The organism is Nonomuraea sp. NPDC000554, assembly GCF_040300065.1.
In the GTDB taxonomy this organism is placed as follows: domain Bacteria; phylum Actinomycetota; class Actinomycetes; order Streptosporangiales; family Streptosporangiaceae; genus Nonomuraea.
Genome location: NZ_JBEPDC010000041.1, coordinates 1 through 13,892, shown reverse-complemented (window position 1 = coordinate 13,892; position 13,892 = coordinate 1). Strand labels below are relative to the sequence as shown.

Here is a 13,892-nt window from a genome sequence, read left to right as displayed (position 1 = left end):
CTGAACTACCCAGGCATCCGAAGGCGGCGTAGCGTCTGACGGAGGGTGCTTTATGAGCGAGTACGCCAAGGCGAGAGAGCTCGGCGAGCAGGCCAGGGAGCGGGAGTGGACCCGGCCGAGCTTCGCGAAGCAGCTGTTCCTCGGGGACTTCCGCCTCGACCTGGTGTATCCGGCGCCGACGCTGCCGGACCAGGCGACCAAGCGGGGTGAGGAGTTCGTCAGGGCGGTCCGCAGGTTCCTCGACGGGCACGTGGACCCCGCGCTGATCGAGCGCACCGCGATGGTGCCGGACGAGGTGGTCAAGGGCCTGGCCGCGCTCGGCGCGTTCGGGATCACGATCAGCGAGAAGTACGGCGGTCTCGGCCTGCCATACCTGTACTACTGCCGGACGTTGATGCTCGTCGGCTCGTACTGCCCGGCGCTGGCGACGCTGCTGTCGGCGCACCAGTCGATCGGGGTGCCGCAGCCGCTGAAGCTGTTCGGCACCGAAGAGCAGAAGCGAGAATTCCTACCAAGGTGCGCGCGGGGCGAAATTTCGGCGTTCCTGCTGACCGAGCCGGACGTGGGCTCCGACCCGGCCCGCCTGTCCACCACGGCCGTCAGGGACGGCGACGACTACGTCCTCGACGGCGTCAAGCTGTGGACCACCAACGGCGTCGTCGCCGACCTGCTCGTGGTCATGGCCCGCACCGGCGAGAAGATCAGCGCGTTCGTGGTCGAGGCCGACTCGCCCGGCATCACCGTCAACCGGCGCAACGCCTTCATGGGTCTGCGCGGCATCGAGAACGGCGTCACCGAGTTCTCCCAGGTCAGGGTCCCGGCCAAGAACCTGATCGGACGCGAGGGGCAGGGCCTGAAGATCGCCCTCACCACGCTCAACACCGGACGCCTGTCGCTCCCCGCCACCTGTGCGGGCAACGCCAAGTGGTGCGTGAAGATCGCCCGCGAGTGGGGCAACGCCCGCGTCCAGTGGGGACGCAAGGTCGGCGCGCACGAGGCGGTGGCCACCAAGATCGCGTTCATCGCCGCCACCGCCTACGCCCTGGAGGCGGTCAGCGACCTGACCAGCCGGATGGCCGACGACCAGCGCAACGACATCAGGATCGAGGCGGCGCTGGCCAAGCTGTACGCGTCCGAGATGTCGTACCGGGCGACCGACGAGCTGGTCCAGATCAGGGGAGGGCGCGGCTTCGAGACGGCCGAGTCGCTGGTGGCGCGCGGCGAGCGGGGCGTACCGGCCGAGCAGATGCTGCGCGACGCCCGGATCAACCGGATCTTCGAGGGTTCGTCCGAGATCATGCGGTTGCTGATCACCCGTGAGGCGGTCGACGCGCACCTGTCGGCGGCCGGCGAGCTGATCAACCCGGAGGCGTCCGCGAAGGAGCGCGCGCGGGCCCTGAAGCGGGCGGGCCGCTTCTACGCCAGGTGGCTGCCCACGCTGGTCGCGGGCACCGGCAACCTGCCGGCCGCGTACGGCGACTTCGGCCCGCTCGCCCACCACCTGCGGTTCGTGGAGCGGACCAGCAGGAAGCTGGCGAGGTCCACCTTCTACGGAATGTCGCGCTGGCAGGGCGGGCTGGAGCACCGGCAGTCGTTCCTCGGGCGCGTGGTGGACATCGGGGCCGAGCTGTTCGCGATGACCGCGACCTGCGTCAAGGCCGAGGAGGACGCCCGTGACCTGGGGCGCAGGCCGTACGAGCTGGCTGACACGTTCTGCCGGCAGGCCAGGCGGCGGGTCGAGTCGCTGTTCGCCGCCCTCTGGGACAACAGCGACAGCCAGGACGTCCGGCTCGCCAAGTACGTGCTCGACGGCCGGTACACCTTCCTTGAGGAGGGGATCCTCGACCCGTCCATCGAGGGGCCGTGGATCGGCGTGCCGCAGGGCGGGGAGAGCGTCCGTAGAAAGATCCTCTGACGTCCGGTCTAGACCGGTTGTGCGGCTTTAGGCGTCCGAGTGTTTTCAAACCGATACCAACCGGTATAGACCGCCCGTTGAACAGAGGCTTACTCTGACGCAAACGCGTTGAGCCGCGGCTCACGCGCCCCCAATCCCCTTGGACGAGGTCCAGCCGCTGGTACGGACCAGCATGACCCGTCCGACGCGAAGGCGGTACTGACGGTGAACATGAAGCTCGTGGGCGGCGCCGCTCTCGGCCTGGCCACCATGCTGGTCCTGTCCAGCTGTGGGTCCGGAGACTCCGGAACGGCCGGAGGGGACAAGGCCTCGGCCGGAGGCCAGGTCACGTTGAAGATGGTCGCCGCCGACTACGGCGACGGCCCCGGCAAGCCGAACTCGGGCGAGACGTTCTGGAAGGGCGTCGTGGACGAGTTCCAGGCCGCCAACCCGAACATCAAGGTGGACGTCCAGGTCATCAACTGGAACGACATCGACAAGCAGGTCGCCACCATGGTCCAGAACGGCCAGGTGCCCGACATCCTGCAGACCGGCGACTACTCCGGCTTCGTCAAGGACCAGCTGCTCTACAAGGTCGACGAGGTGCTCTCGCCGAACGTCTCCGGCGACATGCTGCAGAAGTTCGCCGAGTTCGGCAAGGTCGACGGAACCGCGTACGGCATCCCGTTCGTGTCCTCGGCCCGCGCCCTTTTCTACAACAAGGACCTGTTCCAGAAGGCCGGCATCGCCGAGCCGCCCAAGACGTGGGACGAGCTCAAGGCCGACGCCGAGAAGCTGAAGAAGGCCGGCGTCAGCCAGCCCTTCGGTCTGCCGCTCGGCCAGGAGGAGGCCCAGGGCGAGTCGTTCCTGTGGATGCTCGGCAACGGCGGCGGATACAAGGACGCCTCCGGCAAGTGGGCGATCAACTCCCCGCAGAACGTCGAGACGTTCACCTACATGAAGGGCCTCGTCGACGCGGGCCTGACCACCCCGAACCCCGGCACCAAGGACCGTAAGACGGTCTGGGAGGACTTCGGCGCCGGCAAGGTCGGCATGGTCAACGGCGGCCCCATGTCCATCCCGATCTTCGACGCGGCCGGGCTGAAGAACTACGGCGTCGCGGCCATCCCCGGCAAGGCCGGCCCGCTCGACACCACGCTCGGCGTCATGGACTGGATCATGGCGTTCAACAAGAACGGCCACGCCGCCGAGATCAAGAAGTTCTTCGACTTCTTCTACACCGGCAGCGCCGCCCAGAAGATCTCCGACACCTACAAGCTGCTGCCCGTCACCAACGGCGGCATCAAGAAGCTGTCAGGCGACGAGAAGCTCAAGCCGTTCCTCGACGCGCTGCCCAACGCCAGCTTCTACCCGTTCCAGGACCCGAAGTGGGCCGAGGTGAACCCGCAGATCAAGCAGTCCATCGGCGGCGCCGTCAAGGACGACCCGGCCAAGGTCCTCGGCGAGCTGCAGAAGACCGCCGACGCCAGCTGACCCCCTCGGGGCTCCGTACGGCTAGCACCTCGCGGGGGCGCTAGCCGTACCTTGATGGAAGGTTCCTCATGAGAAGGTTGCGCGCCCTGGAACCCCTCGCCTGGGTCGGGCCCGCCATCGTGCTGATCGCGCTGGTCGTGCTCTGGCCCGTGATCGAGATGATCCGGTCGTCGTTCCTGAAGATCAGCAGGTTCGGCGTGGTGCAGGGGTCCAACGGCCTGGCGAACTACGACAAGCTGTTCGCCGAGAAGGACTTCTCGGCCATCATGGTCCGCAGCGTGATCTGGGTGGTCGCGGTCGTCGCGCTCACCGTGCTCATCTCGCTGGCCCTCGCTCAGCTGTTCAACCAGCGCTTCCCCGGCCGCAGGGTGGCCCGCTGGGCGCTGATCGCGCCGTGGGCGGCGTCCGTGCTGATGACGGCGATCATCTTCAAGTGGATGCTCGACCCCGAGGTCGGCGTGATCAACCAGATCAGGCTCAAGCTGGGGCTGATCGACGCGATGGGCGGCGCCGCCGCCGACCAGCTCGGCGACGCCTCCAGCGCGATGCCGTGGCTGGTGTTCGTCGCGGTGTTCGTGTCGGTGCCGTTCACCACGTACGCGCTGCTGGCCGGGCTGGCGACGATCCCGGCGGACGTCTACGAAGCCGCCAAGATGGACGGCGCGACCAAGCTGCGGACGTACTGGTCGATCACCCTGCCGCTGCTGCGTCCCGCGCTGACTGTGGCCGCGCTGATCAACGTGATGAACGTCTTCAACAGCTTCCCGATCATCTGGGCGATGACCCACGGACAGCCCGGCTACTCGACGGCCACCTCGACCATTCTGATGTTCATCCTCAAGGGGTCCAACATCGGCGAGTCGGCCGCCATGTCGGTCGTGAACTTCGGCATGGTGATCGTGCTGACCGCGATCTTCCTGAGGGTCACCCGCTGGAACAAGGAGGTCGCGTGATGGCGGTCAGGACGGCACCCGCGACCACCACCCGTCCGCACGCCAAGCCCAGGCGGACGGGCCCACGGCGGCCCGCCAGGCTCAAGACGGTGATCATCGCGGCGACCGCCTACGTGATCGCGTTCGTCTTCCTGTTCCCGTACGTGGTGATGGTGCTCACCTCGCTGCGCTCCCAGGACTCGCTGCGCGAGGTCTCCTTCTTCCCCAAGCAGTGGATCTGGTCCAACCTCGCCAACTTCTGGACGAGCGGCCTCGCCGGCAACCTCGTCGTCACGCTGAAGGTGGCGGCGGGCTCGACCGTCCTCGTCCTGCTGGTGGCGCTGCCCGCGGCCTACTACTCCGCCAGGCACAACTTCAGAGGACGCACCGCGTTCCTGATCCTGGTGCTGATCACCCAGATGTTCCAGCCGACGGCCATGCTGGTCGGCATCTACCGTGAGTTCTACCAGTTCGGCCTGGTCGACTCGATCTGGTCGCTGATCCTGGTCAACGGCGGGTTCAACCTGGCGTTCGCGGTGTGGATCCTGAACGCGTACTTCGCCTCGATCCCGCGCGAGCTGGAGGAGGCCGCGTTCATCGACGGCAACGGCCGCTTCGGCGCGCTGTTCCGCATCACGCTGCCGCTGGCGCTGCCCGGCGTCATCACCGCGCTGATCTTCACCTTCATCGCGGCGTGGAACGAGTTCGTGGTCGCCCTGACGCTCACCACCACCCCGGCCAACCAGCCGCTCACGGTGGCGCTGAACTCGTTCATCGGCCAGTACCAGGTGGACTGGCAGAACCTGTTCGCCGGATCGGTGATCGCCACCATCCCGGTGATCATCCTCTTCGCGCTGATCGAACGGAAGGTGGTCGGCGGCCTGACCGCCGGCTCCATCAAGTAGCCAACCCCCGGGCCCCGGCCGCCCCACGCCCCTCCACCGTGCGGGCGGCCGGGCCACTCCCTACGACGGGACGCGGGCGACGCAGAAGACGGTCTGGCCGAACGGCGGCGTGATGAACCGCTCGATGAACCTCGTCGTCGGCACCACCGTGCGGTCGTAGATCTTGACCAGCTTCGGGTCGGGGTAGCCGACGCCGCCCCGGCGGACCGCCGCCCACCAGGCGATGCCGCCCAGGAAGTTGATCGGCTTGAGCACGTCGACGTCGAGGCCCGCCTTGGCCACCGCCGCGTGCAGCGTCTTCGGCGTGTACCGCTGGACGTGGCCCACCTTGCGGTCGAAGTCTCCGTAGAGCTGCATGTAGCCGGGAACCCAGATGATGATCCTGCCGCCCGGCAGGGTGACCCGCGCCAGCGAGCGGAGCGCCTCGGCGTCCTCCTCGATGTGCTCCAGCACGTTCATCATCACGACCGTGTCGACCTTGTTCTCCAGCGGGATGTCGGTCGGCAGCCCGAACTGCAGGACGTCGATGTCGTCGCGGCCCTCGAAGCGCTTGTTGAGCTGCTCGACGCAGTACGGGTCGAAGTCGCTCACCACCAGCCTGTCGAGCCTCGGCAGGAACTGCTCGGCGAAGTGGCCGAGCCCCGAGCCGATCTCCAGCATGGAACGGCCGACATGCGGCGCGACCATGTCGAACTCGTACTGCCGATAGTTCTTGGCCTCGTCCCCACCCAGGTGGTTCTCCAGGGCCTCGTCACCGGCCGCCGGTTGCACTACACGGTCATACCCAGACATAGTCCCGTTCCTTCAAGGGGTTCGCGGATTTGCCCGAGTCTAGTGCCCGGTCAGAGTCGGGGCTCACCTGATCGGCCAAACGCCCTTCCGCTGAAGGTGCACTTTGCGGTGGAATCTGACTCGTCCATGGACGATGACGAGGCGATCGCCCTCTCCCTCACCGGTGACCTGTCAGCCTACGAGGTGCTGGTCACCCGCTACAGCGCGCTCGCGCACCGCACCGCCACCATGCTGGGCGCCGGCGACGAGGCCGAGGACGTGGTGCAGGAGGCGTTCGTCAAGGCGTTCAGGCACCTGTCGTCCTTCCGCCGGGACTCCCCGTTCCGTCCGTGGCTGCTGCGCATCGTGGCCAACGAGACCCACAACCTGACCCGCTCCCGGGGCCGCAGGTCGGACCTGACGGCACGGCTCGGCGCCACGGCCGCCGTGACCTCCCCCGACGACCCCGAAGGCGCGGCCGTGGCCACCGACCGCAGGGCCCGGCTCCTGCGGGCGGTCCGCGCGCTGCCGGAACGGGAACGCCAGGCGGTGGTCTGCCGGTACTTCTTACAGCTGTCGGAAGCCGAGACGGCACAGGTGCTCGACTGGCCGCTCGGCACCGTCAAGTCCAGCACCCATCGCGGCCTGGCCCGGTTGAGGGAGGAGGTGGGCCGTGACCTCGGATGAGCACTTCGACGACCTGGAAGCCGAGCTCACCGCCCTCGGCGCCGCCCTCGACGTCCCGACCCCGCCGGAAGCGGACGTGGCGGCCGCGGTCCGCGCCCGCCTCACCGCGGAAACCGGCGACGACGCCTCCACACCTCGTCGGCGCAGCCGCGGCGAGACGGCCGCCCGCGCGCCGCGCCGGCGGCGGGCCAGGTGGAAGGTCGTCACGGCCGTGCTGCTCGCCGTGGTGGCGATCACCGCGGCCACCCCCCAGGGACGCGCCGCCGTGGTGCGGATCCTGCACTACGGCGGGATCGAGCTCCGGTTCGGCGATCCCGCGCCCGCCCCTGCCACCCCCACGCCGTTGCCGGGCGAGCGGGCCGTCCCGCCCGGCGAGGTGGCCGGGCTGGTGACGTTCCCCGTCCGGACCCCCGCCGAGCTCGGCGAACCGGAGCGGGCGACCGTGAGCGACCAGGGCCGGGTCGTGTCGATGTTCTGGCCGGGCGGCATCAGGCTCGACCAGTTCGACGGACGGTTGAGCCCGTACTTCTTCAAGAGCGTGGGCCCGCCCTGGCCCGAGGAGGTCACGGTCGCCGGACGCACCGGCTGGTGGCTCGGCGGCACGCACCCGCTCGGCTACATCCAGCGCGAGGACGGCACCCAGGTCCCGCTGCGGCAGGCGGCGCCCACCCTCATCTGGCAGGCCGGCACGGTCGGCCACCGCCTGGAAGGCGCGGGCTCCAAGGAGCGCGCGGCCCGGATCGCCGAGTCCCTCCGCTGACGCTCCGGCCACGCCTCACTCCGGGGAGGCCAGCCAGTCGTCCACGCCCTGCAGCAGCTCCTTGCGCACCGGCTCAGGCGCCGCCGACGCCCGCACGGACTGCCGCGCCAGCTCGGCCACCTCCGCGTCGTCGAACCCGTACACCTCGCGGGCCAGCTCGTACTGCCGCAACAGCCGCGACCCGAACAGCAGCGGGTCGTCGGCCCCCAGCGCGATCGGCACCCCCGCGTCGAACAGCCGCCGCAGCGGCACGTCGGCGGCCCGCTCCGCCACCCCCAGCCCCACGTTCGACGTCGGGCACACCTCGCAGCAGATCTGCCGCTCTGCCAGCCGCTCCATCAGCCGCGCGTCCTCGGCCGCCCGCACGCCGTGGCCCACCCGGTCCGCGCCGAGATCGTCGACGCACTGCGCGATGCTGCGCGGCCCGAGCAACTCGCCCCCATGCGGGACGGCCAGCAGCCCGGCGCGCCTGGCGATCCTGAACGCCCGCTCGAAGTCGCGGGCCTCCCCCCGCCGCTCGTCGTTGGACAGCCCGAACCCCACGACCCCCTGCCCTGCGAACTGCGCGGCCAGCCGGGCGAGGGTGTTGGCGTCCAGCGGATGTCTGGTGCGGTTGGCCGCCACCACCACCGCGACCCCTACGTCCGCGCGCTGAGCGGCCTGCGCCACCGCGTCGAGCATCAGCTCCAGCGTCGCCGTCAGCCCGCCGAACCGCTGCGCGAAGCCTGACGGGTCCACCTGGATCTCCAGCCATCGGGACCCCGCCGCGACCTCGTCCTCGGCCGTCTCCCGCAGCAGCCGGTAGACGTGCTCCGGCCTGCTCAGCACCGACCGTGCGATGTCGTACAGCCGCTGGAACCGGAACCACCCGCGCTCGTCGGTGGCCCGCAACCGCGGCGGCCAGTCCTGGACCAGCGCGTCAGGCAGATGCAACCCCTGCTCCCCGGCCAGCTCGATCAGCGTCGAATGCCGCATCGAGCCGGTGAAGTGCAGGTGCAGATGGGCCTTGGGCAGCGTGTCTAGCGGACGTGGCATTTCCACATCTTGCCACCTGGCCAGCGACGACAGTCCCACGTCGCCAGGCTCGAGCTGGCGCCCGGAAGGGCAACGCAGCAGAAAGAGACCTGACGGGTCGGGTAAAGCCGCGGTAGGACCGGGGTCAAACAGGGGATCATCCGTGCATGATCCCTGACGGGACGGAACTCGGGAATATGCGGCGCGGAGCCCTGGCGGTGGTCGCGCTCGGCGTCACGGTCCTCATCATCTACGGCCTCTTCGCCTCGGGCTTCGGACGTCTCCACCGCGCCGTCGTCGCGGGGGCGTCCGGCCCCGTCGTGGACCCAGTCGGGGGAGGGGCGAGCGGCCCCGCCCCGCCCCTGGCCCGAACCACCCTCGCGGTCATCTCCGACGACTTCTGGCTCACCTACCTGCCCGCCGGCCTCGAACGCACCGGAGGCGGCGTGATCAGGCCGGAACCCGGCGTCGAGGGCGGCTGGGCCAAGTTCTCCTCCACTGCCGGCGTCGTCGAGGCCCAGGTCGAGCACGGGACGGTCGCCGCCGACTGGGACGCCTACCGAGCGCGCAACCCGCTGCGGAACGCCAGGAACAGCACGATCCGCGGCAAGCCCGCCATGGTCGGCGAGACCACCGACGGCGGCCAGGAGATCGTCTGGCTGGAACGCGCCGGCACCGGTGCGTGGATCAAGGTGAGCCGGACGCTCAGCGAGGAATTGCTGCCAATTGCCGCATCGGTGGAGGCTCCTGTAGGAAACTAGGGCCTTTTCTCCGCGCATTCACAAAAAGTCATGGGGGGTCGATGCGGCGCCTGGCGGCACCGTCGCTCATGCTGTCCCTGGCCGTCTGCGGCACCCTGTCACTCACCGCGTGCGGCACCGCCGCCGCCCCAGCGATCCCGACCGCGGCCCCGGCGCCGTCGATCTCCGAGGCGCCCACGCTGACCTGCGGCTCCGGCCCGGTGAGCATCACGCGCCTGCCCGAGGGGCTCACCCGCACGGGCGCCTTCACCCGGCTCGACTCGCTGACGAAGCGGCTCAAGGTGCAGGGCTGGACCTGGAAGGGAGGCGGGGAGCAGGTGCGGGTCGGCGTGGTGTGCGGGGTCCGCTCGGCCGAGGTGTTCGCCACGCTCGTCCGCAGGTCCAGCCTCGCCGCCTACCACGGCAAGCCCGCGCTGCGGTGGCGGACGTCCGGCGGCACGCGCGCCTTCATGTGGCTCGAACGGCCGGGCACCGCCGTCTTCGTCACCACCACGCCCGGACTCGCCGCCGAGCTGAACGCGATCGTGGGCGGCGTCAAACCGCCCGGCTGACCTCGGGCGTCCCGCACGCTCGGTGTGCGGGACGCCCGCGGGCTCAGTGCGCCTCTGACAGCAGCTTGGACAGGCGGCTGACGCCCTCGACCAGGTCGTCGTCGCCCAGCGCGTACGACAGCCTGAAGTAACCGGGAGTGCCGAACGCCTCGCCGGGGACGACCGCCACCTCCGCCTCCTCCAGGATCAGCTCGGCCAGCTCGGCCGAGGTCTGCGGACGCCTGCCGCGCAGCTCCTTGCCCAGCAGCTCCTTGACCGACGGGTAGGCGTAGAACGCGCCCTGAGGCTCGGGGCAGAACACGCCCGGGATCTCGTTGAGCATGCGGACCATCGTCTGACGGCGGCGGTCGAACGCCTCGCGCATCCGCGCGACGGCCGACAGGTCGCCCGCGACCGCCGCCAGCGCCGCCCGCTGCGACACGTTGGCCACGTTGGACGTGGCGTGCGACTGCAGGTTCGTCGCCGCCTTGACCACGTCGGCCGGGCCGATCATCCAGCCCACCCGCCAGCCCGTCATGGCGTAGGTCTTGGCCACGCCGTTCAGGATGACGACGCGGTCGCCCAGCTCGGGGACGGCCGTGGCGATGCTGGTGAACTCGGCGCCGCCGTACACGAGGTGCTCGTAGATCTCGTCGGTGACGACCCACAGGCCGTGCTCGGCCGCCCAGCGGCCGATCGCCACGGTCTGCTCGCGCGAGTAGACGGCCCCTGTCGGGTTGGACGGCGAGACGAACAGCAGGACCTTGGTGCGCTCCGTGCGCGCCGCCTCCAGCTGCTCCACGCTCGCCAGGTAGCCGGTCGTCTCGTCGGTGACGACGTCCACCTGGACGCCGCCCGCGAGCTTGATCGCCTCTGGGTAGGTGGTCCAGTACGGCGCCACGACCAGGACCTCGTCGCCCGGGTCGAGCAGCGTGGCGAACGCCTGGTAGACCGCCTGCTTGCCGCCGTTGGTGACCAGCACCTGCGACGCCTCGACCTGGTAGCCGGAGTCGCGCCGCGTCTTGGCGGCGATCGCCTGCTTGAGCTCGGGCAGACCGCCCGCCGGGGTGTACTTGTGGAAGCGCGGATCGCGGGCCGCCTCGACCGCTGCTTCGACGATGTAGCCAGGCGTCGGGAAGTCGGGCTCGCCCGCGCCGAAGCCGATGACCGGGCGGCCGGCCGCCTTCATCGCCTTCGCCTTGGAGTCCACGGCGAGTGTCGCGGACTCGGATATCGCGGAAATTCGTGTGGAGACACGGGGTCGGGTGGACATGTTTCCATGCTCCCACGTGCGCGTGAGCTGGGCGATCAGGTTCTGGTTCGACGTGGCGGGCATTACCCCGATACACTTTCGCCTGGTCGTACCGCCGCATGTCGACGTGCGGTTCGGTCCAGGCAGTGAGTCGATCAGGGTAGTGTGGTTGACGACATAGGGCACTGGCGCAATTGGTAGCGCACCGGTCTCCAAAACCGGCGGTTGGGGGTTCGAGTCCCTCGTGCCCTGCGAGTGCGGTCCGCGCAACGGTAGGCGTGTAAGCGCGCCGCAAACTGCGTTGGATACGACAGATCAGGTGAGGACTGTGGCGATCGACACGCGCGGCGAGACCGCAGGCAAGCCTAGTGGCGAAAAGAAGACACGCACTTCGCCTGCCCTTTTCTACCGGCAGGTCGTCAATGAGCTCCGTAAGGTCATTTGGCCGACACGTAAGGATCTCGTCACCTATACCACGGTCGTTCTGGTATTCGTTCTGATCATGGTTGCGATCGTGTACGGGTTCGACAGCGCCCTGGGCTGGGCGGTCCTCCGCGTCTTCGGCGGAGCCTGAGCCGCGACACCGCCGGGTGCCACCTGACGGAGTCGCCCTTCGATTCGACGAAAGAGGAAGAGTCACCGTGTCCGAGTCTTCAGTGCCGGCCGACGGCCCCCGCGACGAGTGGGGCGGCGAGCCGGAAGAGCCCGTCGAGGCCGCTGAGGAGATCGTCGACGAGGCCGAGGTCGCCGAGAGCGACGAGGAGGCCGCCGACGAGGCTCCCGCCGTCGACGAAGACAGTGAGACGCTGCCCGACGTCGATCCTGTCGAGGAGTTCAAGCTCTCCCTGCGCGGCCTGCCCGGCGAGTGGTACGTGATCCACTCCTACGCCGGTTACGAGAACCGCGTCAAGTCCAACATCGAGAGCCGCAACGTGTCGCTCAACATGGAGGACTACATCTACCAGGTCGAGGTGCCGACGCACACCGTCCAGGAGTTCAAGAGCGGCAAGAAGGTGCCGGTCAAGGAGCGGGTGCTCCCCGGCTACGTGCTGGTGCGCATGGAGCTGACCGACGAGTCCTGGGCCGCCGTCCGGAACACGCCTGGCGTGACCGGTTTCGTGGGTCTGTCGAACAAGCCGAGCCCGCTCAGCCTCGACGAGGTCGCCAAGCTGCTGGCGCCCGAGCCGACGGAAGAGAGCAAGAAGGCCGCCGCCAAGACGAGCACGGGCCCCACGGTCGAGTTCGAGATCGGCGAGTCCGTCACCGTCATGGACGGCCCGTTCGCCACGCTGCCCGCCTCGGTCAGCGAGATCAGCCCCGAGTCGCAGAAGCTCAAGGTGCTCGTCTCGATCTTCGGTCGCGAGACTCCGGTCGAGCTGTCGTTCAACCAGGTCTCGAAGATCTAAGACGATCACGTAGGCTGATACGTCGTCCCCACACATGTGAGGGTGATCCCAAGAACTTCGTGGATCCCTCACATCCGTGGGGTTTCGCAACACACTCAGGACCCGGAGAAGGATCATGCCTCCAAAGAAGAAGATTGCGGCCTTGGTGAAGGTCCAGCTGCCCGCTGGCCAGGCCACGCCCGCGCCGCCCGTCGGTACCGCCCTCGGTCCGCACGGCGTCAACATCATGGACTTCGTCAAGCAGTACAACGCTGCGACGGAGGCCCAGCGGGGCAACATCATCCCCGTTGAGATCACCATTTTCGAGGACCGCAGCTTCACCTTCATCACGAAGACGCCCCCGGCGCCTGAGCTGATCAAGAAGGCTCTGGGCATCGACAAGGGCAGCGCGGTCCCGCACAAGGACAAGGTCGGCAAGCTCACCCGCGAGCAGCTCCGCAGCATCGCCGAGACCAAGATGCCCGACCTCAACGCCAACGACGTCGAGGCCGCTGAGAAGATCATCGCCGGCACCGCCCGGTCGATGGGCATCACCGTCGCCGACTGACACCCTTCCCGAACCGTGGGAGGGCCGGATTCCGGCCCGCACACCACAAGGAGACAGACATGCAGCGCAGCAAGGCGCACAAGGACGCGGCCGCCAAGGTCGACCGCGACAAGCTCTACACCCCCGTCGAGGCGGCGAAGCTCGCCAAGGAGACGTCGACCACCAAGTTCGACGCGACCGTCGAAGTGGCGCTCCGGCTGGGCGTCGACCCTCGCAAGGCCGACCAGATCGTGCGCGGCACGGTCAACCTCCCGCACGGCACCGGCAAGACCGCCCGGGTCCTGGTCTTCGCGACCGGTGACCGTGCCGAGGCAGCCCGCGAGGCCGGCGCCGACATCGTCGGGGCCGACGAGCTGATCGACGAGATCGCCAAGGGCAACCGGCTCAACGAGTTCGACGCCGTCGTCGCCACCCCCGACCTCATGGGCAAGGTCGGCCGCCTGGGCCGCGTCCTCGGCCCGCGCGGTCTCATGCCGAACCCGAAGACCGGCACCGTGACGCCCGACGTCGCCAAGGCCGTCACCGAGATCAAGGGCGGCAAGATCGAGTTCCGCACCGACCGGCAGGCTAACCTGCACTTCATCATCGGCAAGACGTCGTTCGGCGAGCGCCAGCTCATCGAGAACTACGCGGCCGCGCTCGACGAGGTGCTCCGTCTCAAGCCGTCGGCTGCCAAGGGCCGTTACCTGAAGAAGGTCACCTTCTCCACCACGATGGGCCCTGGCGTTCCGGTCGACCCCAACCTCACCCGCGGCCTCACGGCCGAGCTCGAGGCGTAACCGAACCGGTCTTACGCGTACGCATGCGTACGCGACCTGGCAGAGCAGTGAGCCCCCGCCTGACTCGCGGATTCGAGGGGTCGTCGCAACACAGTGATCAATTACTGGCTGCGAGCAGCATAGTGAGACGCTCGGCTGGGGTATCCCAGTCGAGCGTCTT

The 13,892-nt window shown here is 68.8% G+C and carries 15 protein-coding genes and 1 tRNA gene; 13 read left to right on the top strand and 3 right to left on the bottom strand.

From position 1 onward, the window contains the following. The first annotated feature begins 52 nt into the window (after nt 1–52). The 4 genes from ABT294_RS46095 to ABT294_RS46080 all read left to right on the top strand — a co-directional run bounded on the left by ABT294_RS46095 (nt 53) and on the right by ABT294_RS46080 (nt 5,225). Nucleotides 53–1,915 (top strand): acyl-CoA dehydrogenase family protein, encoded by a 1,863-nt coding sequence (locus ABT294_RS46095; protein WP_350812852.1) that lies wholly within the window; start codon nt 53–55, stop codon nt 1,913–1,915. 210 nt (nt 1,916–2,125) lie between these two features. Next, nucleotides 2,126–3,388: an extracellular solute-binding protein gene (locus tag ABT294_RS46090; RefSeq protein WP_350812925.1), complete on the top strand. Its 1,263-nt coding sequence runs from the start codon at nt 2,126–2,128 to the stop codon at nt 3,386–3,388. Between the two features lie 68 nt (nt 3,389–3,456). Next, complete coding sequence (locus tag ABT294_RS46085; RefSeq protein WP_350812851.1) at nt 3,457–4,341, top strand: carbohydrate ABC transporter permease; 885 nt, start codon at nt 3,457–3,459, stop codon at nt 4,339–4,341. Continuing rightward, nucleotides 4,341–5,225 carry a carbohydrate ABC transporter permease gene (locus ABT294_RS46080; protein ID WP_350812850.1) on the top strand — a complete coding sequence of 295 codons (885 nt, stop codon included), beginning with the start codon at nt 4,341–4,343 and terminating at the stop codon, nt 5,223–5,225. Before ABT294_RS46085 ends, ABT294_RS46080 begins: the two co-directional genes overlap by 1 nt. A gap of 60 nt (nt 5,226–5,285) precedes the next feature. On the opposite strand, the gene ABT294_RS46075 is transcribed toward ABT294_RS46080, so the two are convergent. Further along, nucleotides 5,286–6,017 (bottom strand): class I SAM-dependent methyltransferase, encoded by a 732-nt coding sequence (locus tag ABT294_RS46075; protein ID WP_350812849.1) that lies wholly within the window; start codon nt 6,015–6,017, stop codon nt 5,286–5,288. A 108-nt stretch (nt 6,018–6,125) separates the two neighbouring features. Here ABT294_RS46075 and ABT294_RS46070 point away from each other — a divergent pair, with 108 nt between their 5' ends. Then, nucleotides 6,126–6,683, top strand: coding sequence for an RNA polymerase sigma factor (locus tag ABT294_RS46070; protein ID WP_350812848.1), 558 nt, complete (start codon nt 6,126–6,128; stop codon nt 6,681–6,683). Beyond that, nucleotides 6,670–7,443 (top strand): hypothetical protein, encoded by a 774-nt coding sequence (locus tag ABT294_RS46065; protein ID WP_350812847.1) that lies wholly within the window; start codon nt 6,670–6,672, stop codon nt 7,441–7,443. Before ABT294_RS46070 ends, ABT294_RS46065 begins: the two co-directional genes overlap by 14 nt. Nucleotides 7,444–7,458: 15 nt before the next feature. On the opposite strand, the gene ABT294_RS46060 is transcribed toward ABT294_RS46065, so the two are convergent. Further along, complete coding sequence (locus tag ABT294_RS46060) at nt 7,459–8,478, bottom strand: adenosine deaminase (RefSeq protein ID WP_350812846.1); 1,020 nt, start codon at nt 8,476–8,478, stop codon at nt 7,459–7,461. Nucleotides 8,479–8,624: 146 nt separating this feature from the next. On the opposite strand from ABT294_RS46060, the gene ABT294_RS46055 reads away from it, so the two are divergent. Together ABT294_RS46055 and ABT294_RS46050 are read left to right on the top strand one after the other, a co-directional pair. After that, nucleotides 8,625–9,218, top strand: coding sequence for a hypothetical protein (locus tag ABT294_RS46055; protein ID WP_350812845.1), 594 nt, complete (start codon nt 8,625–8,627; stop codon nt 9,216–9,218). A gap of 41 nt (nt 9,219–9,259) precedes the next feature. After that, the gene (locus tag ABT294_RS46050) at nt 9,260–9,769 is read left to right on the top strand and encodes a hypothetical protein (protein ID WP_350812844.1); all 510 of its coding nucleotides are present in this window, start codon (nt 9,260–9,262) and stop codon (nt 9,767–9,769) included. A gap of 43 nt (nt 9,770–9,812) precedes the next feature. Here ABT294_RS46050 and ABT294_RS46045 read toward each other — a convergent pair whose 3' ends face one another. After that, nucleotides 9,813–11,021, bottom strand: coding sequence for a pyridoxal phosphate-dependent aminotransferase (locus ABT294_RS46045; RefSeq protein WP_350812843.1), 1,209 nt, complete (start codon nt 11,019–11,021; stop codon nt 9,813–9,815). Between the two features lie 158 nt (nt 11,022–11,179). On the opposite strand from ABT294_RS46045, the gene ABT294_RS46040 reads away from it, so the two are divergent. From ABT294_RS46040 to rplA, 5 genes are all read left to right on the top strand, one after another. Next, nucleotides 11,180–11,252 (top strand) — tRNA-Trp (locus ABT294_RS46040). A gap of 76 nt (nt 11,253–11,328) precedes the next feature. Then, nucleotides 11,329–11,574, top strand: a complete 246-nt coding sequence (gene secE / locus ABT294_RS46035) for a preprotein translocase subunit SecE (protein WP_350812842.1) — start codon at nt 11,329–11,331, stop codon at nt 11,572–11,574. A 67-nt stretch (nt 11,575–11,641) separates the two neighbouring features. Then, the gene (gene nusG, locus ABT294_RS46030; RefSeq protein ID WP_350812841.1) at nt 11,642–12,406 is read left to right on the top strand and encodes a transcription termination/antitermination protein NusG; all 765 of its coding nucleotides are present in this window, start codon (nt 11,642–11,644) and stop codon (nt 12,404–12,406) included. Between the two features lie 115 nt (nt 12,407–12,521). Continuing rightward, nucleotides 12,522–12,953 (top strand): 50S ribosomal protein L11, encoded by a 432-nt coding sequence (gene rplK, locus ABT294_RS46025; RefSeq protein ID WP_350812840.1) that lies wholly within the window; start codon nt 12,522–12,524, stop codon nt 12,951–12,953. Between the two features lie 59 nt (nt 12,954–13,012). After that, nucleotides 13,013–13,732 (top strand): 50S ribosomal protein L1, encoded by a 720-nt coding sequence (gene rplA, locus ABT294_RS46020; protein WP_350812839.1) that lies wholly within the window; start codon nt 13,013–13,015, stop codon nt 13,730–13,732. Nucleotides 13,733–13,892 lie beyond the last annotated feature (160 nt).

Bases quoted from the DNA above. Each gene is read 5' to 3' on its own strand.
- ABT294_RS46080 (WP_350812850.1), top strand. From the start codon at position 4,341: ATGGCGGTCAGGACGGCACCCGCGACCACCACCCGTCCGCACGCCAAG.
- ABT294_RS46095 (WP_350812852.1), top strand. From the start codon at position 53: ATGAGCGAGTACGCCAAGGCGAGAGAGCTCGGCGAGCAGGCCAGGGAG.
- ABT294_RS46055 (WP_350812845.1), top strand. From the start codon at position 8,625: ATGATCCCTGACGGGACGGAACTCGGGAATATGCGGCGCGGAGCCCTG.
- ABT294_RS46060 (WP_350812846.1), bottom strand. From the start codon at position 8,478: ATGCCACGTCCGCTAGACACGCTGCCCAAGGCCCATCTGCACCTGCAC.
- ABT294_RS46050 (WP_350812844.1), top strand. From the start codon at position 9,260: ATGCGGCGCCTGGCGGCACCGTCGCTCATGCTGTCCCTGGCCGTCTGC.
- ABT294_RS46085 (WP_350812851.1), top strand. From the start codon at position 3,457: ATGAGAAGGTTGCGCGCCCTGGAACCCCTCGCCTGGGTCGGGCCCGCC.
- rplK (WP_350812840.1), top strand. From the start codon at position 12,522: ATGCCTCCAAAGAAGAAGATTGCGGCCTTGGTGAAGGTCCAGCTGCCC.
- ABT294_RS46045 (WP_350812843.1), bottom strand. From the start codon at position 11,021: ATGTCCACCCGACCCCGTGTCTCCACACGAATTTCCGCGATATCCGAG.
- ABT294_RS46075 (WP_350812849.1), bottom strand. From the start codon at position 6,017: ATGTCTGGGTATGACCGTGTAGTGCAACCGGCGGCCGGTGACGAGGCC.
- rplA (WP_350812839.1), top strand. From the start codon at position 13,013: ATGCAGCGCAGCAAGGCGCACAAGGACGCGGCCGCCAAGGTCGACCGC.
- ABT294_RS46090 (WP_350812925.1), top strand. From the start codon at position 2,126: ATGAAGCTCGTGGGCGGCGCCGCTCTCGGCCTGGCCACCATGCTGGTC.